This window comes from Aneurinibacillus sp. REN35 (genome assembly GCF_041379945.2).
Lineage (GTDB): Bacteria > Bacillota > Bacilli > Aneurinibacillales > Aneurinibacillaceae > Aneurinibacillus.
This window is the reverse complement of sequence record NZ_JBFTXJ020000003.1, coordinates 303,908-324,490: the sequence shown is the minus strand read 5'-3', so window position 1 is coordinate 324,490 and position 20,583 is coordinate 303,908. Positions and strand designations below refer to the sequence as shown.

Genomic DNA, 20,583 nt, shown 5'->3' with positions numbered 1-20,583 from the left:
TCTCCATACTTACACAGACAGTCACAATAAATTACAACACGTATATTCCCCACTAATTCTCATTAATTATCACAACACATCACGAAAGATGGAATTGTCTTACATTTCATTTCAAAAAAATTATAACAGGTATATTTTTTTAAAGCAACAGCTTTATACATTTTTCAATCAATGTTCTTTTTTATATTTTTAAAGCGCTTTCTTTGTTGTATTATTTGGATTACATTATTTTTATTATGATGCATTCTTTCGCTGATCAGTTATAAAACAGTATTAAAAAAAGTAATATAACACATGAAAATAAACACTATTTGCACCTTGTATACTTGACAAATAAAAAAGCCTGGCAGAGCCAGACCTTAGATTTTATAAGGTTTTACACATTTTGTTATATAACAAAATGAAAATGTACTGATACAATAACTGTTATGATTGCTGCAGACTTTTATGAATCCAAATAGCGGCCTGCGCACCATCGCCAATAGCAATGGTTAATAATTGCGAGTGCGCCGCAACATCCCCTGCAGCCCATACATAACGCACATTCGTTTCTTTCGTTCTTCCATCTACCGGGATGTGACCGTTCTCCAAACGCTCAACCCCAAGCATTTTTGCCACATCAGATTCCGCCTTGTTGCCGCCAAAGGCAATAAACCCTTTCTCCGCTTCGATCAATTGATCATCCACGATGCGAACACCTGACAGCCGTCCATTTTCATCACTATGCACCTGATGGATCGGACCATCAATGATACGCACGTCGTTTTTCACACATGTTTCCCTCCACGCATCAGAAACAGGGCGCTCATCAGGTTCATGGTTAATATATGTTAAATCATTTGTCCAGTGGCGCAGCACGCAGGCAAGTGATGCGCCGGCATTTCCTGCTCCAAGGATGACCGATTTGGTATTCCTGATCTCATATCCGTCGCAGTCCGGGCATACATAGACCGCCGTACCCAGCACATTGTCTAATCCTTCGATACTCTCAGGGATGCGGTCACGAAGACCTGTGCTAATTAATATCCGCTTAGCAAGTACGCGGTCTTTTCCCTCTACCTGCAGCTCGAATTCTCCGTCCTTCTTGTGTGCTTCGATCACTCTTCCATCCACGAATTCAACACCCACATCCTCCGCCTGCCTGCGGCCCTTCTTTCGAAGCGTAGGACCGCTGACTCCTTCTGGAAAACCAAGAACATTTCCATAGCGGCGAGCAAGGACTGATCGTCCTCCCTCCGCATCTATAACAACAACGCGGTGCATATACCGTCCAAGTTGAAGTGCGGCTTGCAAGCCGGCAATACCGCCGCCAATGATTGCACAATCATATTTCAAGGCTTGTCTCCTCCTTCGTTATAACGCGCTCTTCTTTGGTTTACCCAATCATGCAGCGTTTCACAAAACAAAACATACGAAGAATATGTGACGGCACCATACTACATAACAGAGAGATGATCGGACGTGCGCAGACGATATTCATATCCCTGCTCAACAAGAAACATCTGCCGTTTATGTGCATACTGTTCTTCTTTGGACTCAGCGGAAACAAGAGAATAGAAATGAGCGGTCCTGCCATCCTTCTTCGGACGCAATACCCTGCCAAGACGCTGCGCCTCTTCCTGACGCGAGCCAAATGTGCCAGATACTTGTACAGCGACACTTGCATCCGGAAGGTCGATCGCAAAATTAGCTACACGCGAGACGACCAGCGTATCAATATCACCTAGCCGAAATTTTTTGTACAACACCTCCCGCTCCCCTTGAGGGGTTTTGCCTGTAATAAGCGGAGCATTCAATTCACGGGCAAGCAATTCCAATTGCGATACGTAGTGACCGATAATGAGCACCTGCTCCCCTTCATGCTGGCGCAGCACATCCTTTACAATCGGAGTTTTATCGGGATTTTCCGCAGCGATGCGGAATTTTTCCCGCTCTCCCGCTCCAATATATGCAGCCTTTTGCTGCCCGGATAATGGCACCCGCACCTCCGTACATACCGCGCTTGCAATAAATCCCTGCTCTTCAAGCTGCCGCCAGGGCAATTCATACTTTTTCGGCCCAATTAAGCTGAAGACATCATCGGCACGCCCGTCTTCACGCACCAACGTTGCCGTGAGACCTAAGCGGCGCTTCGCTTGAATATCGGCTGTCATCCGAAAAACAGGAGCAGGCAGCAGATGCACCTCGTCATACACAATCAATCCCCAATTCCTTTCATGGAATAAGGACAAATGCGGGAATTCCCCAGTGTCTGCTGCACGGTGAGTAATCATCTGATACGTACTGATGGTCACAGGCCCAACGTTCTTTTCCTGTCCTGTATACATACCGATTTGTTCATCTGTTAATGTTGTACGTGCCAGCATCTCACTTCTCCACTGCTTTACCGAGGTCGTACTGCTTGTAAGTACAAGAGTAGCCATACCGAACCGAACCATTGTCTCAATACCGACAAGCGTCTTGCCCGCACCGCACGGTAAGACAATGACACCGTTTCCTCCGGACGTACTGCCCCCTGCATAAAAAGCATCGACGGCTGTCTTCTGATAATCACGAAGAAGAAATCCCCGCTGTTCACAAAGCGACATCTCCACCTTTTCTCCATCCGTATAGCCTGCCATATCTTGAACAGGGTAGCCAAGCTTTAGCAGCGATTGTTTAATCACGCCACGCCAAGCAAGCGGTATGATCATCTCGCGCTCATTTACTCTCTGTTCAATGAGACTAGCGATGGAGGCATAACTTAGAATATCGTCCATAACCTGCGGATCTGTTGCCGAAAGTACGAGCCTTTCCTCACGAACAAATAACTGCAGTTGTCCAAAGCGGGACATCGTCTTGGCGATCTCATTTTGCACGGAAGATGGTACCGGAAATTTCGCGTACCTCTCCAATACATCTAGCACGGTTTCAGCGCCCAGGCCAAGCGCTGCCGCATTCCACAATGAAAGCGGGGTTATGCGATACGTGTGGATGTAATCCGGACTTTTAATCAGCTCGGCAAACGGTGTTAGCGCGTCGCGAACCTCGCTGTATTTTGGATGCCGTACTTCTAACAAAAGCGTACGGTCTCCTTGGACAATGAGCGGATTTTCCGTATACATCATGCTCCACGTTCCTTTCTATTCAACATTTCTTTTTGATGTAGTGTATCCAAAAACAAGAAAAAACAGGCGCCAAAGGCGTCTGTTTCTCTTACCGGGGCGGAATCGGCACCTTAAGAACCGAACCGGCATTTAATTGGCGAATCCCATTATATCGCGCAAGATAAAATTGATATTTACCTGTTCCATAATACATCATCGAAATTTTGTACAGCGTGTCACCTTTTTGCACCCGATGCCGCAGCACACGCTTTTTGTTTTTGGACGGTGCTGCACTCGACTTCTCTACCCCCGTCGGCTTGGCTGCTGCAGGCTTTGCTTGTGGCGCGATCGGAGCAGGCGGTTTAGGCGTTGTCTGGTTCTGTACCTGTGCCTGCGTCTTCGGCACAGACGGTTGTGCGCCCGTCGGAGCTTGTGGATTCGACTTAGTATTGTCTGTTTTAGGCGACGCTGCTTTCGACGGAGCTGGTGGAGTTTTGTCCGGTGTCTCCCCCGTCTCCTTTTTGTTTGCCTCTTCGACCTTGGGCTGCGGAAGGGCTGTGGCCGGTTCATTTCGTGCCGCTCCCCACCAGAAGCCAAGTCCGCTCAATACGAGAAGCACGAGGGCTCCTGCAATATAATAAGGGGTAAGATTTAGCGGCGGTGGCTTTTTGTGTACTGTGCTTCGGGGCGGTAATATACCTGTGCTAACAGAAGCAGTCTCCTGCATCCGCTCCGTTTTTGTTTCTTCCGATGCATGATTTGTGTCTATCTCGCTTCTCTCATCGTCTTCCATCCGCTCTTCTACTATTTTTCGCAACGTGTCAGCTTGGTCTGCATGATTACGTTGTTTCTCGCTCATCGGCATCCCCATTTTCTTCATTTTCGATTCTGTCTTCCCTATTCGCGTTTTCTTCCGATTCTCCTGCCTCTTGCGAGAGAAACCATCCTTTTTTCACAAAACAGCCGAGAATAAAATCAACAAGAAAATGAGCCCACACTACACTCCACACTGTATTTGTCTGAGCGAATAACCAGCCAAAAAGTACGCTGATTAAAAACACAACAGAAACCATAACCCATTTCTTCAGATAACGAACATGCACTAGGGTAAAAATAATGCTCGTCCACCATAAGCCCAACTCTGGCTGCATAACCGCCCGAAAAAGAAATTCTTCGGTCACGGCCACAACAAGACATACGAGCGCAATATGCCAAACGGATAAATCGCGAAATAAAATCTCGTTTAATCCCCCGTCATCAAATACATCTGGCGGCAGCCATATGATTAGAATGACTTCGACAGCAATCACCAATAAGGCGGCGAGCGTTCCATAAAAGAATACATCCGTCCAGCTTGGCAAAAGAAATATTCCTACCCAATCGGCTCCTGGACGAATATAAAAAAAGTACAGCCCAATCAGAGCCACTACAAACAAAATTGCTTGAGAAATATATACGTTCAATGCCAGTGTCCGGCTATCCAACTGTGAGTATCGCGGGTCCATCCTTTTTCTTCCCTTTCATTTCAGCCATTATATGACGGGACATACAGCAAACGATCCAGTTCCTGCTCCCAATTCCATGAATCCTGTATAGGCTTTGATGCGGCAGGTACCTTACGCTCATACGGCGTCATGTTAATGCCGCAGCGATCACAGCAGCTTGCTAGGGCTGTGTGATGTTGTTGAGAGAAATACCTGCCAAGCATCTCCCTCCGGCATGTCGTTTGCAGAAGCCAACGACGCATATCTTCAAGCTTTCTGTATCGCTCATTCCGTCGTTCAAAAACCGCCGTCACCAACGCATCATATTGATCCGGAAACGAAGCCGCCACCTCTACCTCCCATCCATCCCTTTTCCGATGGGACTTATAAATCCAGCCCATCCGTTCCATATGATGCAAAAGGATAGATGCATGCTGCTCTTCTAATCCCCATCTCTCTAAGGCCTCCGCTACACTAAGCGCAATCGTCTGCCCACGCTGTGCATGAAGAAAGGTGGCAAATACCGTTATCCCCTCTTCACTTGGATATTCCTCGGCGATCAATTGACCGGGCAAGTATCCGTCCTCCGGCGTCGAAAGCAGACAGGTATAACCCGGTTCCCCATCACGGCTTACGCGGCCCACCTCCTGTAAGTAAGACTCTATGTCAGGCGGTATATGATAATGGAGCACATACCTAATATCAGGCTTATCGATCCCCATACCAAATGCGTTTGTAGCAAACACAACATCGAGTTCTCCGTTGAGAAATTGCTGCTGGATTAACAGGCGGTCATCTGCAGCCATACCACCGTGATAAAATGCACAGCGGCCAATTCCTCTCTCCTCCGCCCGCTGAAACGCCCGCTCCGTACCCTGCCGGGAGCGAAAATAAACCAGCCCCGGGCCTTGCAGTGTATATAGCTTCTCAAAGAGCACTGCTTCCTTTTCCTGCTCATCAGACAGAAATGCAACATCATAGCATATGTTTTCCCGGTTTGTAGACTGCCGGATTACATTGCGAAGCGGAATGGAAAGCTGACGGCAGATATCCTCCGCCACCGCTTCCGTTGCAGTAGCGGTTAATGCCAGCACCGGCGGATTTCCCATTTGCTGAACGCAAGCATACAGCCGCTGATAATCCGTTCGGAAATCGTGACCCCATTGTGAAATACAATGCGCTTCATCCACAACGAACAGCGAGATGTTCGTACGCTTGATTTGTTCTATAAACGCTTCCTGCTGCAGCTTCTCTGGCGACACATAAAGAATCTTTACTTTTTGGTCTATGACTTGACGCATCTTCCAGCGCTGCTCAGCCAAAGTCAAGGCACTATTAATATATTCTGTCTGCTGAATTCCCTGACGGCGAAGATGCCGAACCTGATCTGCCATGAGCGAGATAAGCGGAGAGACAACCACTGTCATGCCATCAAATACAAGGGCAGGAAGCTGATAGCACAGCGACTTTCCTCCGCCTGTCGCAAGAATGCCCAGCGCATTCTCGCCTGCAAGCGGGTACTTCATAATTGAAAGCTGGCCCGGACGAAATTGTTCGTAGCCAAAGTACTTTCGCAATACCTGACGCAGCTTCTGTTCTCTGCTGTGTTCTATGACCGGTCCCCTCCCTGTGCAGCACGAACGGATGCCAGGCGAATCTCGAGAAAGCTATAGGACTCTCCGGCTTCACGTCGTATCTCACCAATCTTCTTCATTCCACTCTCCCGCATAATCGCATGAATGTGTTCGATCTTTTCGCGGGAGACAAATCGTTCAATATCAAATGCCGGGTCGGCAATAGCAATTTCAACAAGATGATCTTCAATCGTGCCGGGCCGCAGCGCCCGACGACGCACAATCTCTTCAAATGAACAGCCTTGATCAAGTAAAGCTTTTGTCTGCTGAGCTGTTCTTGTTAAGCCTGCCTCATTCGTTTTTTGATCTGCCAACTGTCCGATAAGCGGATAGAGACCTGCATCCATCCGGCCAAGCTGTTCAGCGGCGAGTCGAAGAATATGGAGCGCAGCCGCACCCTGTGCTGTATGTGAAGCATCGGCCAATTGCCTGTATGTCCAGCCCGTTCTTGCTTTTCCGCTAAGCCTTCGTAAAATGAGCTGCTGTTCCTCTGCTTGAAGTTCTCCCATCCATTGGGCCAGCTCGTCCTTCAATTGAGCGGCCAAGCCGCGTTTATCTGCAGCATTCCTGATGACATGCTTTACCTCTTGCTGCAGCTCTCTTTGTTCTATCACCGGATAGAACAGTGTTTCACCCACCGCTAAATGAGACGCAGTCTGAACGAGAAGAGAGAGCTTCTTCCAGAACCGAACCGCTCGGACTTTTTCATGCACGGAGGCAACAGATGCTAGACATGCTTCATATTGAAACGCCGCTTCACATGCCGCAAGCTCCGCCTCCCCGGCCGAGGAGCAGGAGACTCCACCTTTAGACCCTGGCGCAACCTCAATCCACCCCTGTTCAATCAACCGATCTAACATGTGTCGAGCGTCCTCCACGGGTATTTTTCTCATAATGCCATACAGCATAGACGTACCGAATAAAGCGGCATCAGCAATCACCTGATTGTTTTGTCGTCCTCTAAGCAGATGAACAATCGCTTGAGACGTGCGTTCCCCCTGAAATCGTGCGGCTGAAAGCAAGAACAATCCTTCTTCAAAACGAGTATGCATTCTATAGCTTCATCCTTTTATTTCAGATAAGTAATTCCTGTACTTATTATAGTGTATTGTCCCTTCAAATGGAGAAGAAAAGGTAAATTCCCCATTCGTCCATTATTTTTTTTGAACCATCTTGATATTCATACATACAATGTTTACAATGGGGTAGTGAGAAGTGGACAACATTTTTTCTCAGAAATTCTGGAGGTGAAGAGAGAATGACTACATGGGTTGATAAAGACACTTGTATTGCTTGTGGAGCTTGTGGCGCAACCGCTCCGGACGTATTTGATTACGATGATGAGGGCATCGCTTTCAACAAAATCGATGACAACTCTAATACAGCTGAAATCCCTGACATCCTGTTTGATGATGTTCGTGATGCATGCGATGGTTGCCCAACTGATTCTATCAAAGTGGAAGAATAGGAACCAGCCTACAAGGCTTCTGCCTATCTGAAACAATAAAAGCCTAACCGCTCTGGTTAGGCTTTTTCTGTCGGCTCTATATGTATAGACTGCTTCGCAAACTCCTCCATCACTACATGAAAAGCACTCAACGCTTTTGGAAATCCAGCATATACGGCGCACTGAATAACGATTTCTATTATTTCCTTTGGCATTAGACCTATATTGAGAGCTGCACGTACATGAACGGGCAGTTGATCCGTCGCCCCCTGCGTAATCAGCGAGGAGAGCGTGACGATCTCTCTTTGCTGCAAATTAAGACCCTCTCTTGTATAAATATCATGAAATGCATTTGTAATAATAAGATCAGCCATATCAGGATACAATGCTTGCAGTTGTTCTATTATCTGAGTACCTTCTGTCCCTGTCATTTTTTTAAAGACTTCTAACCCTCTTTGATAACGACTGTTCTCCATACGCTCCCCCCTTTTACGCCATCAAAATATTTTACAAAATTATACACATAAATACCTTTTCGATTCAATCATTTTCTATGTACATAAAAAAATACAACAAAAAACAATATTTTACAGGTAATTACATAAATATGTCGAATTCCTTTCTTTATAGTACATAAGAGGGAGTTGTTTTAGATTTTTCAACTTCCGTTATGCACACAATTTAACATTGAACCTATACTACACTTGATTCAACGAGGTGAGAAATGATTACGCAAGAAACGCTCTATATACAGATCTCCAAGCAGAACTGTGCAAATATTGGTCTTGATCCATATACGATTCCGCATCCTACGGCCATCTGTAACACGGAGCTTAAACAAATAAAGAAACAGTACGAGGAAATTCTCTCGACCATTAATTTTTTCACAAAAAAAATGCTCTTTTTTGTCAATGAGCAACCTCTTGTATTTATTGTTACCGATCAACATGCGACGGTCTTGGATATGTACGGTGACGAATCTATCATACATTTTGTACAAAATATCGGCATTCGTCTCGGCATTCAATTCAGTGAAGAAGAAATGGGAACCAATTCAATCAACTTGGCTCTAGAGCAAAAGCATCCTGTAAAGGTACTTGGAACACAGCATTACCATGACCATCTAAGCCAGGCAGCCTGCTATACCATTCCCTTTTCATATGACAGCATGAACAATTTGACAGGGTCTCTAACCATTTTCACCGATATAGAAAACGCAAATGATATTTACTTAGGCATGCTTCTTGCCATTGCCGATTCCGTGGAACGCGAGCTCTTGTTGCGCAAAAAAAATCAACGGCTCTTTCTTTTAAATCAAATCATGATGAACAAAACAAAAAATGGGATTATTTTAACGGATAGTGAAGGATATATCATTGATGTAAATCCCTATATGGAAAAAATAACGGGGCGAAAGCGAAAGGAATTACTCGGCTTCCCGGTAACCACCATTGAATGCCTAGGTACATACATGCACAGCACACTCGAGCATGAGCACATTCATGAAGATATCGTTGTGGAGTTTCACGAAGACAACCCGCAGCAAAAGATCATCTGCCTTCTTGATACGCTGCCTATTTATGACGAAAAAAATACGTTACATGGAGCGTACGGGCAAGTTCGAAATATCACCGATATGAAAAATCTTGAGAAAAAGGTGACTACTTCTGAGAAATTTTCTGTCATCGGAAAGCTGGCAGCCGGGTTTGCTCATGAAATAAGAAATCCGTTAACCTCTATTTCAGGTTTTATCCACTTGTTGAAGGAGACGCTTACACAAGAGGATAAGCATCATTATTATTTAAACATCATTCAAAGTGAACTCGATCGGGTGAAGACACTGGTCACTAGCTTCATAGCCACTGCCAAGCCTGATGTTCCGATGAAAAAGGAGGTTGAAATTAAGCAGATCATTACAGAAACCATCGCTCTTATGAAAAGTCATGCTTCGCTGCACGATGTCATAATCGAATACAGTATGCCTGCTGCACTCATCTTTCTATACGTTGATGCCATGCAAATCAAACAAGTCATGATGAATTTAATTCAGAATGCGATTGAGGCGATGCCAGACGGCGGTACGATCAGAATCTGCATAGAAGAAACAAATGAACAAACTATTAGCATCATAATTGAGGACAATGGATGCGGGATGACACCTATGGAGTTAGACCAAATCATGCATCCATTTTTCACGACGAAAGAGGACGGTTTGGGATTAGGATTGTCCATTTCTTACCAAATCATCGAAAGTCATAAGGGATCGCTTCATGTTTTTTCCGAAAAAGGAAAAGGTACTACGTTTACTGTTTCTCTTCCTAAAATTATCGAAAAGGAATGATACTGTATGCCTACTGTTGCATCCTCTTTTGTCCACCATATTAAAAAGCTTGGTGTGACACATGTTTTTGGAATACCTGGCAAATCAATCGTGCCTCTTCTCATGGAATGTGAAGAACAGTCGATCCAATTCATCCTGTCCCGGCATGAGTCCGGGGCTGGCTTTCAAGCCTCTGGATACGCTCTTAAAAATCAAACAATCGGTGTCGCTATGGGAACATCAGGTCCCGGAGGCACCAACCTGATCACAGCTGCCGGACAAGCCAAGGCCTTTTATCTCCCAGTCATTTTTATCACAGGACATCCTTCAATGAAAAATACGGGCAGACCTCTTGCTCAGGATTCTACACCGTTTGGTACAGATATGGTTACCTTATTTGAGTCGGTAACAAAATTTAGTGCACGGGTCGAGCGAGGGGATTTGTTCCCGATATATTTCAAGCATGCTCTAGAACGAGCGCTCACCGGAGCCAAGGGTCCGGTACATCTATCGATTCCGCTTGACGTATTGCTTGAAGATGTAGGGGCATTTGATGTCTTATCCGAACAAAAGAGGTTTCCACTGACTTCTGAAGGCATACAGGCAGTCATCCCTCTCATCGAACAGGCACAAAATCCGGTAATGATTCTTGGCAAAGGTGTTCACTCTGCCTTTGCCTATGAAGAAATTCGCTCGTTTTCGGAGCATTGGAATATTCCTGTTGTCACAACACCGGGAGGAAAGGGTACCTTCCCTACTAATCACCCTCTGTCCTTAAACAGCTTCGGACTCGGCGGAACCGAACAGGCAGAAGCGTATTTACGTTCGGGAATCGATCTCATGATTGTCATCGGCTCCCAGCTAAATGATATGTCTACGGCTGGATTTACGACTGATATGTACCCGGCAAATGTTATTCATTTTGACTACGAGCCAACCTTTATTCAGAAAGCGCTTCCCGTGCCTACCTGCTTTATTCAAGGTGACATTAAACATAACATAGGAGAGCTTTTAAAACTTGCGGAACCAAAAGAAAAAACATCTATATACAGCGAGGAAATATATAGACAGGTCAGTGCTGCTATTGATGAACATGAGGTCGAGCTAGCCCCTCCTGCTTCTTCATCACCAGCTCCTTGCTTTATATCTGCTGTTGAAGCTGTTCGTGCGCTTCGGAAAAGCCTTCCTAGCCATACTGTTATTTTTGGTGATGAAGGAAGCCATTCCTTTTATGCCATTCAAAATTTTGATATTTATGAACCCGGTACCTTCTTCTTCGATGCAGCATTTGGAACGATGGGCTATTCATTAAGCTATGCAATCGGAGCAAAGGTAGCCTCTCCAACAGATATCGTTGCATGCTTGTGCGGAGATGGATCTATCTTTATGCATGGAACTGAGATATCGACGGCTGTTAATGAAAATATCGCTGCCATTTTTATCGTTTTTAACAACAGCAGGCTTGATATGGTGGATAAAGGGATGTCCAATCATTTTAAGAAGGCGGTAGGTACGGTATATACGACCGGCGTCGATATTAAAAAATTTGCGGAATCACTTGGGGCCAATGCCTTCCGTTGTCATACCGAAAAGGAAATCTCCTTGTCTGTGCACAATGCCTTGCTGCATAATGGACCTACTGTTATTGAGATTATGGTGGACCCATTTGAAGTCCCCCCTACGTTACTTCGTGGATAAGAAAAATCCCCTGTTGAAACTAATGCCAACAGGGGATTTTTCTTATCTCTTATCCTTTCCCCGGGTCCGAGCTTGCTCCTGTGTCCAGCGCACCAGCGCAATGACACCCATCACAGTAGCTAAGATAAGTCCGCTAAAGGTTACAAAGAGGGCAATATATTCGAACAGGGAATACTCAAGCATTTTCCCCCAATCGATATTTCCTTTTAAATCTTCAATCACCTGGTTCATTCCATAAATACCGCCGACTACCGTATAGATGGTAAGAATCAATAGTAAATAATTGTTTCGTTTATCCGAGAATTTATCCTGATAACGAAATAAACTATTCAGCGTTTCCTTCGCATCCTCATATAATTCATCATTACGAAAAACTTTTCGAACAAGGCGAAATATCTCCTTGCCCTGCGTTTGTGATACGGTCTCTACAAAGAAATACCGGGAAGAAAATTCGGTAATAGACCGGATCAATTCCTCAATATCTTCATTATGCTTATCGACATTCAACACCGAATATTGCGTAGACAGCTTTAGCAGCACAATCTTATGGAAAAAATTCAACAGAAGACTGTAATAATATTCACCATACATCTCACCCGCAAGCCGCTCCGCTCTCTTACCCTGTTCACTCGTCAGACAGATAAATGCATCATCGTCTGCGATAAAATATGTACGAGGTGCCCAGCGGGTATAAATATGGTGCTGACAATACGCCTCAATAAACGCTTGGTTGTTCGCACTAACATGCGGATGCTCAAATTCATTCAATCCGTTCAATTGACCTGCCCGATAAGCATCAACTTTATTAATTTCTTGTCCTTGTGCAAAGATGAAATATGCCTGTACATACATTCTCTCATCCACAAAAAAGGGAAGGGTCTCGAAATAAGCTTTGCCTATATCCGCCTGATCAAGGTAGGGCTTGATGACAGGGACAACTTCTTTGAATAGAAAGCTTTCGATTTCTTCATACTCTGTCTCTTGATAACAAACAATCGGATATTCTTTCTTTTTCAATACATTCTCCAGCTGACTGAACTGTTTAATAAATTCAAGGGCTAACGTATACGTCAGATCCTCTTTTGCAAGCTCGATGCGAACCGTCACAAACCCCAAATCAAACGGGCACAATATAACGTCTGCGGAGTGAATGGTAAACCACAGCTCACGCTCTCCTAAGCGCACTGACCCTTCCCCTTCCATACTGCGGGAATAACGGTGAAATCCTTTTTGTTCTTCGGAATGAGGAAACAAAACACTGGAGACGAAAGGAAGATAATAACGCTCCATATTCCGGTGGGAGACATGGTACGCCTGCCCGTAATACTTGTCTTCTATCTCTTCTTTGTCCAGATGAAAATATTCAAACCCTTGTTCTTTTAATTCTTTCTGTAGTGAATCTCTACAACCCTTCTGCAGTGAAAATGGAAAGAGAAATTGGCAAAGGGCTGCATCCAATATCTTTTCCTGTACGTGTGGCTTCTCCATGGCTTTCCTCCAGCTTTACTTCTATGTATCGGGTATTCTTTTATTACTTCTTCTACCCCTGCATGCCCTACCGTCAAACTATGTGAAGGAATATCAGAAAAGACAATTGACAACCTGCGCATTTGTTTATATCCTAAGTATGTCAAAAAAGTTCATAACCATTCTCGTTAGGCGAGGCTCCAGTTCAAACACAGGCCACTGCCCGGAAACGTCGAGAGACGCCAATGGGTAGAACAGGTATTGCCGGATTAAGGCTTTACTTAACGTGGCTGAGCGATTAGACTCTACGTTGTTCTGTGCCAAAGCTCAACCCGGAGAATCAACCGGAACGTACGGGTCTTTCGTATGCGTTCCTTCTTTGTGTTTACAATCAGAAAACCAAAGCCTCTCCTGGATACCATGCTTACAGGAGAGGCTTTTTCTGTGAAATTCAAGGACGAAACGTGTTGCAACGGGAAAAGGTGAAGGAGGGATTGCTATGATTAAGACGTATTTTTATAACCACTCCAGCCAAGAAATGATCCACGATGTAGATCTGAATAAAATCGACGAATTTCTGCACTCCAGTGAAGATTTACTTTGGATTGATTTATTTAATACAAGCAATCAGGAACTGCATTATGTAGCTAAGCTATTTAATTTTCACCCGCTGGCCATTGAAGATTGCCTGCAGCATAGTCCGCGGGCTAAAGTGGACAACTATGAAGACTATCACTTCTTTGTCTTTCATGCACTGCGTTACCACGAAGAGAGCGACAATGAGATTACGACGCTTGAGCTGAATGTATTCATGGGACCGAATTACATTGTTACCATTCATAAACGCCCTATGCCATCCATCGGACGTATCGCCGCCGCGAGTCTGCGAAGCAAAGAGTATATGAATAAAGGTGCGGATTATCTTCTCTACTCAATTATTGATGGCATAACGGATGAATACTTTCCGATTCTTGATCGGATCAGCATCCGGATCGATGAAATCGAAGATGAGATGTATGAACACAACATGGAGCTTGTTACGGAAGAGTTTCTCGCATTGAAACGAACACTGATCCTTATCCGGCGGGTTATTCTGCCCCAGAAGCGAGTATTTGCCACAATGAATGGCCAGTGGCAGTTCCCGATCCAGGAGGATAATGTTCCTTTCTACATCGACTTAAAAGATCACCTTGAGCGAATTGCCGATTCAACCGAAACATTTAAGGACCTGGTAAACAGCGCCCTTGATACGTATTACTCCATCGTCAGCGCCAAAACGACGGAGAATCTCAACATCCTGACAATGATCTCGACAATTATGCTGCCGCTTACGTTCGTTACCGGATTCTTCGGTATGAATGTGCCGCTGCCCTTTCAGGATTCACCTTACACTACACTGGTCGTCTTTTTGCTTTTGACGATCCTATCATGGTGGATGTGGTGGTATTTACGCAAAAAATTCATGTAATAAAGAAGGTACGTAGTATACGCACTGAGCAGGACACTATCTAGGGGCTTCCCATTCCGTATGAGTTAGCCCCTTTTTCTGTCAGTCATAGCTTTTATTCTTATAATAAAACCAACGGATGCAATCAAGCTTCACCGTATTGTTGGCAGGAAGTTCTCAACTACAAAATAGGCAATATTACAAATATTAATGTTGCACTGAGTAAACTTTATTGAGTATAATAAAATTAACAATCCTATTAGCCGGGGGGCATATGCATGAAGAAGCCAAGGAATACCGGGCGCATTGAAAAAGTGACAGAGCTTTTATATCTAATGGGAATTTTATCGCCAGAAGAACGCGAACAAATGAAAAAAACACAAACCAAACATATGAAAACATAAAGGAGCGGACATCCCCGCTCCTTTTTTTGCCGCTATATCCACCACCATACAAGCGTGGCCACCGCTCCTCCAACCAGCGAAGCCGTCATATTCACCACATCATTCGTACACCATGCGTATCCTTTAACCACGATCGCTGAAGCACCGCAATGCATGGTCTTCTCCGTCTCTTTTGCACACACACGACAGCGATACATTTGCTGCCACCCCGCACCAAGCGCACTGTCTGCAAGGCTGCCCACCGTACCACCGAGTGCGCCCGCCACAATATAACTAAACGTCATAGCCTCTCCTGAAAACCAGGCAAAGAGAGCACCCAGTCCCCCAATAAATACGCCTCCAGCAAATGAAGCGAGCAGTCCAAGCGTGCTTATACCGCCCGAAGTCCCCGGTTCTACCCTGCGCCCTGTAAAAATATAGCGCGGCTTCGATCTAGCGAGTACTCCGATCTCTGTCGCCCACGTATCGCTGGTCACAGCCGCCATCATACCAATATAGAACGTATACCATATCTCATCGTACGAAGTAACAAACGCGCCGACGACCGCTACAAGCCCAAGCCCTCCATTGGCTGCTACCTGAAGCCAATCGCGTGTACCGGTTTTTGCAAACAAGTCCTCTACCGCCTGCTTCTCTTCCTTCTTGCGATGCGATAGCAGACTCGATGAGATGAAAAAGGCCAGCAGCAGACCGTACCAGCGAATATCACCTAGCGCATACATCAGCGTACCAAGCAGCACTGCCGCTGCTGCCCCGCTCACCGAAAGCGAGCGCTTCTTGTAAGCGGTCCAGGCAACCAGCAGACTTGCAGCGAATCCGACTATTATCTTCGTCTCCATCCTTTCCTCTCCTTCATGATCTTCTTTTCTTATGAAATGGAACTTGTTATAATGAAGCAGAATCCCATGGTGGACAACCCTAGTACATATAAAAAAGGAGGCCTTTTCATGGCTTTTGAAAACAAAGTGGTAGATGTATTTGTAGAAATTCCAGCTGGAAGCCAGAACAAATACGAATATGACAAAGACGCTGGCGTATTTCGCCTAGACCGCGTCCTGTTCTCCCCAATGCATTATCCTACAGAATACGGCTATCTTGAAGACACATTGGCGCTTGATGGCGATCCGCTTGATGCGCTCGTGCTCACAACATTCCCTACATTCCCTGGATGCGTAATTAGCACGCGTATTATTGGCGTGCTGGTAATGGCAGATGATAAAGGGCAAGATGAAAAATTATTGGGTGTTCCGGTTGATGACCCGCGCTGGAACGATGTACATTCTCTTGAAGACATCCCGGCTCATATCACAAAAGAAATCTCTCACTTCTTCGAGCGCTATAAAGATCTTGAAAACAAAGAAACAAAAATCGAAGGCTGGGAAGGCCCTGAAAAAGCGGCACAGCTTATCGACGAATGCATCAAACGTTACGCAGAAACGAAATAATGCGTCTACATACGGAAAACCTCCCGGCATGCGGGAGGTTTTTTTACTACCCCTTATTGCTCCACCATTTCATTATGCGCCGCCCGCAGCTTATTGATTCCATCCTTGCATACGCCTTGCTCAAGCCAAGAACATCCGGCACATAATGTATCCAGATCATCAGGCGCTACCATGCGGGCCGTACGCCGCACCAACCACGCCTTGCGATACGTCGCATCTGCTTCTAGTTCAAGGTGGCGCATCACCCTTGCATCCATCTGCTTCACATGTATATCCGAATCGACGGACGCTTCGCACTTCGTCGCTCCTTGATGCGGACACGCGCTGCACGCCTCGTCAAAACCAATCGTAACTTCAAGCCAAATATCACAGTCAGGATCACGGACTTGTTCAACAATTTCCTGCATTTTCTCTATAAAGGCAGGACTATATCCCATTCCTTGAAAACCATGGATACACAATAAATGGTGACCGCGTAGTTTTCTAATCTCCACTCCCTCGCCCCCTTCAATCCTCTCTATTTGGCATATACTATGCTTTTCTTTTATTATGTGCATCGTATCATTTCGTATCGTTTTGAGGAAGTGTATTTGTGATCCTGTTATGTACTTTCATAATTTTTTAACGATATTCAGCAATAAAACAGCTTTACATCCGTACGTCAACTTGATAGAATAAAAATAAAGATTTTAGCTAAACACGAACATTATTAATTATATATAAAAAAATGTTAAGTTTTTAGCTCTAAAACGCTTGACTCACCTTTTTTAATATGGTAGATTATTATCAGACAACAAACAATATCCAAAACAGCGAAGACGGAGAGAAACTGCGGACGTGATTCTCCAGAGAGCCGGTGGTTGCTGTGAACCGGTGAATCCCCTGTCGTTTGAGCGCTCCTGAGCTGGTAGACTGAACCTTTACGAAGTAGGTCTGCACGGAAGCCCCGTTACGGGCTACGGTTCTTTTAGTGAAGAACCGATTGAGGCTGCTATTGCGAGATGGCAGCAAATGAGGGTGGTACCGCGAAATCAAGCCTTTCGTCCCTCACTGCAAGAGATTTTACTGCAGTGAGCACGAGAGGCTTTTTTATTTACCAAAAATAACTTTCTAGGGGAAAAGGCGCCATGCGCCGCGGAGGTGTAGATTTTATGTTTAAAGTTTTAGTCAGTGATCCATTAAGTGAATTCGGTATCCAAAAATTACTCGATGCAGACGATGTACAGGTAGACCGCAAAACCGGTCTCTCTGAAGCGGAATTAATTGACATCATCGGAGAATACGATGCGCTGCTCGTACGCAGCCAGACAAAAGTAACACCGGCGATCATTGAAGCAGGCACAAAGTTAAAAGCAATCGGACGCGCTGGTGTCGGCGTCGATAACATCGATCTGACAGCCGCCACAAATGCCGGGGTTGTCGTCATTAACGCACCTGACGGAAATACAATCTCTACTGCTGAACACTCTTTTGCAATGATTATGGCACTTGCTCGCCGCATTCCACCAGCATACAAGAAGCTTATGGATGGTGAGTGGGATCGTAAATCCTTCACAGGGGTTGAGCTGAACAATAAAGTTCTTGGTGTTGTCGGCTTAGGCCGTATCGGGGCAGAAGTAGCCAAACGCGCCAAAGCATTCAATATGACTGTTGTTGCTTATGACCCGTTCTTAACACAAGAACGCGCCGATAAGCTCGGTGTAAAATTCGGCACACTTGAAGATGTCGTCAAACAAGCAGACTTCATCACTGTGCATACTCCGTTGACAAAAGATACAAAATATATCATCAACACAAAAGAGTTCGAAAAGATGAAAGACGGCGTACGTGTCGTTAACTGTGCACGTGGCGGTATTATTAATGAAAAAGCATTATATGAAGCCATTGTAAGCGGAAAAGTCGCCGGTGCAGCGCTCGACGTATTCGAACAGGAGCCACCATTAGACAATCCATTATTGAAATTACCGCAGGTGATCGTAACCCCTCACCTTGGTGCATCTACCGTAGAAGCACAAGAAAATGTAGCGATTGACGTATCCGAGGAGATTCTGCACATTCTGCATGACGAACCTTTCAAAAATGCAGTGAACCTTCCGTCCATTCCAGCGCATGTGATGGAAAAAGTAAAACCGTATTTCGAACTCAACGAAAAGCTCGGCTCCTTCATCGCCCAAATCGCGGTAGGCGGTTTAAAAGAAGTGGTCGTTACGTATTCCGGAGAGTTAAATGATATGGATACAGCAGCGCTGACCCGTACGACGCTAAAAGGCATACTGGCTTACCATCTTGGTGCGGCAGCTAATTATGTTAATGCACCGATTCTTGCCAAGAACCGTGAGATTCACGTAACAGAGCAGACCTCCACATATGGCGGCGGCTTCAATAATCTAATTACAGTTACCTTAAAAACAAACCAGGAAGAACGTACCGTTGCTGGTACACTGCTCAACGGCTACGGCCCGCGCATTGTCAAAATCGATGGCTATACGATTGACCTTGTGCCGCAGGGGCATCTGCTCCTCGTACACCACAATGACCGTCCGGGTGCCATCGGCCGCGTAGGTACGCTGCTTGGCAACAATGATGTCAACATCGGCACGATGCAGGTGGGACGCCGAGATATGGGCGGTCAGGCGATCATGCTGCTGACTGTTGATAAAGAAGTCAGCCCGGATGTGCTAGATACGCTAGGTGAGCTAAACGAAATTAAGAGCGTAACACAGCTCGAACTGTAGTATCAAATCATCACCCAAAAAAAGCGCCGGGCTATTTTCAACGCCCGGCGCTCTTCCCTATACATACGGCTTTACCGCTTACGATTCAGCTAACAGCCGCTCAATATCCGACTCGATGCTTTTCGGATTGGTCGTCGGCGCATACCTCTTTACCACTTCCCCCTGCCGGTTTACGAGAAACTTTGTAAAGTTCCACTTCACCTCTTTAGAGAGAATGCCTGGAGCACTTTTGGTCAAGTATTGGAATAGTGGATGCGCATGTGAGCCTTTCACATCAATTTTTGCAAACATCGGAAAGGTAACTCCATAATTAACCTGACAGAACTGCTCGATTTCCTGCTCTGTACCCGGCTCTTGCCCCATAAATTGATTGCTTGGAAAGCCCAGCACCACAAAGCCCTGATCGTGATATGTATCATATAATGCTTGCAGATCCTTATATTGAGGCGTAAATCCACACTTACTTGCCGTATTTACGATCAATAGGATGCTGCCAGTATAATCCGAAAGCTGCTTATCTTCGCCTTGAATCGTTTTTGCTTCATATGTATATACGCTCATCCCATATCTCCTTCTATCATTTTTTCTATTATGTATAGTATACCCAATTTGCACCTGCCAACGAAATAAGAAACCCAAAACATAGCATCCTGCCTACATTTCAGGTTTCTCATTTTTTGTTTTGGGCGATTTCTTTGCTAATGGCAGCCAGACTGTCCTCCAAGGATTTCAGTTGAGATTGAATTTGTGAAAATTGCTCGTCATCCTCTTGCTTTTGATTGCAATTTTGCGTGAACAACTGCTGCAATGTTGAAAGCGGTGAACATACATCCTGTTTCTTTTTGTTTTGTTCCTCTCCAACCTTTGTCGTTTGGACAATAGCAAAAATCAAAAAAATAACGGCAATAATCCACAGGATAATGACCTCCGCTTCATCATCAAAAAAAGACATGTCGTTCTCCTCTGCAAATCATTCATGCCAAACTTATTCGCGTTTTCGGTGAAGCTGCTGCTCCACTTGTTGTACTTGGTGCTGCAATTGCCATAATTGCATTTGAATCTGCTGCTTTTGCAATTGTTTTTGCAGTTGTTTTTTCTGTGCATCCATCTGCTTCTGCATATCCGCTAGCTTTTGCTGCACCTCATCATTTGCGGCACTGGTTGGCTCCGGTTGAACAACTGCTTGTGTTGCTGCCAGTGCCGTTATCAGATCAGCGACAACAGTTAACCACGCTCCTACAAGTCCCAAGTCCTGTGTGGTATTATTATCTCCCATCTGCTCACCTCAAAAGTTCACTAGCCGCTTACCATGCTGGGCTGTGCTTTTACCTATAGAATATTCAGGTCAGCACAAAACGTTATTCTGAAGAGTAAAAAACCGGTGTACAAGTCTTTACAGACCCATACACCGGCACT

The 20,583-nt window shown here is 45.2% G+C and carries 20 protein-coding genes, 1 riboswitch and 1 other annotated feature; of the genes, 7 read left to right on the top strand and 13 right to left on the bottom strand.

All coding sequences use genetic code 11. From position 1 onward, the window contains the following. Positions 1 to 426: 426 nt before the first annotated feature. From AB3351_RS08005 to AB3351_RS07980, 6 genes are all read right to left on the bottom strand, one after another. Positions 427 to 1,335 (bottom strand): NAD(P)/FAD-dependent oxidoreductase, encoded by a 909-nt coding sequence (locus AB3351_RS08005; RefSeq protein ID WP_371146602.1) that lies wholly within the window; start codon positions 1,333 to 1,335, stop codon positions 427 to 429. A gap of 101 nt (positions 1,336 to 1,436) precedes the next feature. Next, positions 1,437 to 3,104, bottom strand: coding sequence for a DNA repair helicase XPB (locus tag AB3351_RS08000; RefSeq protein WP_371146844.1), 1,668 nt, complete (start codon positions 3,102 to 3,104; stop codon positions 1,437 to 1,439). 91 nt (positions 3,105 to 3,195) lie between these two features. After that, positions 3,196 to 3,945, bottom strand: a complete 750-nt coding sequence (locus AB3351_RS07995) for a LysM peptidoglycan-binding domain-containing protein (protein ID WP_371146601.1) — start codon at positions 3,943 to 3,945, stop codon at positions 3,196 to 3,198. Beyond that, positions 3,926 to 4,591 carry a CPBP family intramembrane glutamic endopeptidase gene (locus AB3351_RS07990; protein ID WP_371146600.1) on the bottom strand — a complete coding sequence of 222 codons (666 nt, stop codon included), beginning with the start codon at positions 4,589 to 4,591 and terminating at the stop codon, positions 3,926 to 3,928. Before AB3351_RS07990 ends, AB3351_RS07995 begins: the two co-directional genes overlap by 20 nt. A 20-nt stretch (positions 4,592 to 4,611) precedes the next feature. Continuing rightward, on the bottom strand, positions 4,612 to 6,147 hold the full coding sequence (locus AB3351_RS07985) for a RecQ family ATP-dependent DNA helicase (protein ID WP_371146599.1): 1,536 nt from the start codon (positions 6,145 to 6,147) through the stop codon (positions 4,612 to 4,614). Positions 6,148 to 6,179: 32 nt separating this feature from the next. Continuing rightward, positions 6,180 to 7,256 carry a YpbB family protein gene (locus AB3351_RS07980; RefSeq protein ID WP_371146598.1) on the bottom strand — a complete coding sequence of 359 codons (1,077 nt, stop codon included), beginning with the start codon at positions 7,254 to 7,256 and terminating at the stop codon, positions 6,180 to 6,182. A gap of 206 nt (positions 7,257 to 7,462) precedes the next feature. Between AB3351_RS07980 and AB3351_RS07975 the strand changes: the two genes are divergently transcribed. Beyond that, the gene (locus AB3351_RS07975) at positions 7,463 to 7,672 is read left to right on the top strand and encodes a ferredoxin (protein ID WP_371146597.1); all 210 of its coding nucleotides are present in this window, start codon (positions 7,463 to 7,465) and stop codon (positions 7,670 to 7,672) included. 56 nt (positions 7,673 to 7,728) lie between these two features. Here the strand turns inward: AB3351_RS07975 and AB3351_RS07970 are convergent, their stop codons facing one another. Next, positions 7,729 to 8,127 carry a carboxymuconolactone decarboxylase family protein gene (locus tag AB3351_RS07970; protein WP_371146596.1) on the bottom strand — a complete coding sequence of 133 codons (399 nt, stop codon included), beginning with the start codon at positions 8,125 to 8,127 and terminating at the stop codon, positions 7,729 to 7,731. Between the two features lie 248 nt (positions 8,128 to 8,375). Between AB3351_RS07970 and AB3351_RS07965 the strand changes: the two genes are divergently transcribed. Both AB3351_RS07965 and AB3351_RS07960 read left to right on the top strand, forming a co-directional pair. Beyond that, positions 8,376 to 9,992 (top strand): ATP-binding protein, encoded by a 1,617-nt coding sequence (locus AB3351_RS07965; RefSeq protein ID WP_371146595.1) that lies wholly within the window; start codon positions 8,376 to 8,378, stop codon positions 9,990 to 9,992. A 6-nt stretch (positions 9,993 to 9,998) separates the two neighbouring features. Then, complete coding sequence (locus tag AB3351_RS07960) at positions 9,999 to 11,669, top strand: thiamine pyrophosphate-binding protein (protein ID WP_371146594.1); 1,671 nt, start codon at positions 9,999 to 10,001, stop codon at positions 11,667 to 11,669. Positions 11,670 to 11,711: 42 nt separating this feature from the next. Here AB3351_RS07960 and AB3351_RS07955 read toward each other — a convergent pair whose 3' ends face one another. Then, positions 11,712 to 13,157 carry a hypothetical protein gene (locus AB3351_RS07955; protein WP_371146593.1) on the bottom strand — a complete coding sequence of 482 codons (1,446 nt, stop codon included), beginning with the start codon at positions 13,155 to 13,157 and terminating at the stop codon, positions 11,712 to 11,714. A 156-nt stretch (positions 13,158 to 13,313) separates the two neighbouring features. Next, positions 13,314 to 13,481, top strand: a riboswitch (M-box (ykoK) riboswitch). 154 nt (positions 13,482 to 13,635) lie between these two features. On the opposite strand from AB3351_RS07955, the gene AB3351_RS07950 reads away from it, so the two are divergent. After that, a complete protein-coding gene (locus AB3351_RS07950) occupies positions 13,636 to 14,604 on the top strand; it encodes a magnesium transporter CorA family protein (protein WP_371146592.1) in 969 nt (322 codons plus the stop codon). A gap of 257 nt (positions 14,605 to 14,861) precedes the next feature. Further along, positions 14,862 to 14,987, top strand: a complete 126-nt coding sequence (locus AB3351_RS07945; RefSeq protein ID WP_371146591.1) for a hypothetical protein — start codon at positions 14,862 to 14,864, stop codon at positions 14,985 to 14,987. A 32-nt stretch (positions 14,988 to 15,019) separates the two neighbouring features. Here the strand turns inward: AB3351_RS07945 and AB3351_RS07940 are convergent, their stop codons facing one another. Further along, positions 15,020 to 15,826, bottom strand: coding sequence for a DUF92 domain-containing protein (locus AB3351_RS07940; RefSeq protein ID WP_371146590.1), 807 nt, complete (start codon positions 15,824 to 15,826; stop codon positions 15,020 to 15,022). Between the two features lie 108 nt (positions 15,827 to 15,934). On the opposite strand from AB3351_RS07940, the gene AB3351_RS07935 reads away from it, so the two are divergent. Further along, positions 15,935 to 16,432: an inorganic diphosphatase gene (locus AB3351_RS07935; RefSeq protein ID WP_371146589.1), complete on the top strand. Its 498-nt coding sequence runs from the start codon at positions 15,935 to 15,937 to the stop codon at positions 16,430 to 16,432. A 53-nt stretch (positions 16,433 to 16,485) separates the two neighbouring features. Here AB3351_RS07935 and AB3351_RS07930 read toward each other — a convergent pair whose 3' ends face one another. Beyond that, a complete protein-coding gene (locus tag AB3351_RS07930) occupies positions 16,486 to 16,926 on the bottom strand; it encodes a DUF1284 domain-containing protein (RefSeq protein WP_371146588.1) in 441 nt (146 codons plus the stop codon). Positions 16,927 to 17,238: 312 nt separating this feature from the next. Further along, positions 17,239 to 17,483 (top strand) — a binding site (T-box leader). A 100-nt stretch (positions 17,484 to 17,583) separates the two neighbouring features. On the opposite strand from AB3351_RS07930, the gene serA reads away from it, so the two are divergent. Next, positions 17,584 to 19,167, top strand: coding sequence for a phosphoglycerate dehydrogenase (gene serA, locus AB3351_RS07925; protein WP_371146587.1), 1,584 nt, complete (start codon positions 17,584 to 17,586; stop codon positions 19,165 to 19,167). Between the two features lie 78 nt (positions 19,168 to 19,245). Here the strand turns inward: serA and AB3351_RS07920 are convergent, their stop codons facing one another. The 3 genes from AB3351_RS07920 to AB3351_RS07910 form a co-directional block, all read right to left on the bottom strand. After that, complete coding sequence (locus AB3351_RS07920) at positions 19,246 to 19,728, bottom strand: glutathione peroxidase (protein WP_371146586.1); 483 nt, start codon at positions 19,726 to 19,728, stop codon at positions 19,246 to 19,248. A 109-nt stretch (positions 19,729 to 19,837) separates the two neighbouring features. Next, positions 19,838 to 20,119 carry a hypothetical protein gene (locus AB3351_RS07915; RefSeq protein WP_371146585.1) on the bottom strand — a complete coding sequence of 94 codons (282 nt, stop codon included), beginning with the start codon at positions 20,117 to 20,119 and terminating at the stop codon, positions 19,838 to 19,840. A gap of 33 nt (positions 20,120 to 20,152) precedes the next feature. Then, positions 20,153 to 20,443 (bottom strand): hypothetical protein, encoded by a 291-nt coding sequence (locus AB3351_RS07910; RefSeq protein WP_371146584.1) that lies wholly within the window; start codon positions 20,441 to 20,443, stop codon positions 20,153 to 20,155. Positions 20,444 to 20,583 lie beyond the last annotated feature (140 nt).

Bases quoted from the DNA above. Each gene is read 5' to 3' on its own strand.
- AB3351_RS07995 (WP_371146601.1), bottom strand. From the start codon at position 3,945: ATGAGCGAGAAACAACGTAATCATGCAGACCAAGCTGACACGTTGCGA.
- AB3351_RS07945 (WP_371146591.1), top strand. From the start codon at position 14,862: ATGAAGAAGCCAAGGAATACCGGGCGCATTGAAAAAGTGACAGAGCTT.
- AB3351_RS08000 (WP_371146844.1), bottom strand. From the start codon at position 3,104: ATGTATACGGAAAATCCGCTCATTGTCCAAGGAGACCGTACGCTTTTG.
- AB3351_RS07970 (WP_371146596.1), bottom strand. From the start codon at position 8,127: ATGGAGAACAGTCGTTATCAAAGAGGGTTAGAAGTCTTTAAAAAAATG.
- AB3351_RS07965 (WP_371146595.1), top strand. From the start codon at position 8,376: ATGATTACGCAAGAAACGCTCTATATACAGATCTCCAAGCAGAACTGT.
- AB3351_RS07920 (WP_371146586.1), bottom strand. From the start codon at position 19,728: ATGAGCGTATATACATATGAAGCAAAAACGATTCAAGGCGAAGATAAG.
- AB3351_RS07940 (WP_371146590.1), bottom strand. From the start codon at position 15,826: ATGGAGACGAAGATAATAGTCGGATTCGCTGCAAGTCTGCTGGTTGCC.
- AB3351_RS07955 (WP_371146593.1), bottom strand. From the start codon at position 13,157: ATGGAGAAGCCACACGTACAGGAAAAGATATTGGATGCAGCCCTTTGC.
- serA (WP_371146587.1), top strand. From the start codon at position 17,584: ATGTTTAAAGTTTTAGTCAGTGATCCATTAAGTGAATTCGGTATCCAA.
- AB3351_RS07915 (WP_371146585.1), bottom strand. From the start codon at position 20,119: ATGTCTTTTTTTGATGATGAAGCGGAGGTCATTATCCTGTGGATTATT.
- AB3351_RS07975 (WP_371146597.1), top strand. From the start codon at position 7,463: ATGACTACATGGGTTGATAAAGACACTTGTATTGCTTGTGGAGCTTGT.
- AB3351_RS07935 (WP_371146589.1), top strand. From the start codon at position 15,935: ATGGCTTTTGAAAACAAAGTGGTAGATGTATTTGTAGAAATTCCAGCT.
- AB3351_RS07960 (WP_371146594.1), top strand. From the start codon at position 9,999: ATGCCTACTGTTGCATCCTCTTTTGTCCACCATATTAAAAAGCTTGGT.
- AB3351_RS07980 (WP_371146598.1), bottom strand. From the start codon at position 7,256: ATGCATACTCGTTTTGAAGAAGGATTGTTCTTGCTTTCAGCCGCACGA.
- AB3351_RS07950 (WP_371146592.1), top strand. From the start codon at position 13,636: ATGATTAAGACGTATTTTTATAACCACTCCAGCCAAGAAATGATCCAC.
- AB3351_RS07910 (WP_371146584.1), bottom strand. From the start codon at position 20,443: ATGGGAGATAATAATACCACACAGGACTTGGGACTTGTAGGAGCGTGG.
- AB3351_RS07990 (WP_371146600.1), bottom strand. From the start codon at position 4,591: ATGGACCCGCGATACTCACAGTTGGATAGCCGGACACTGGCATTGAAC.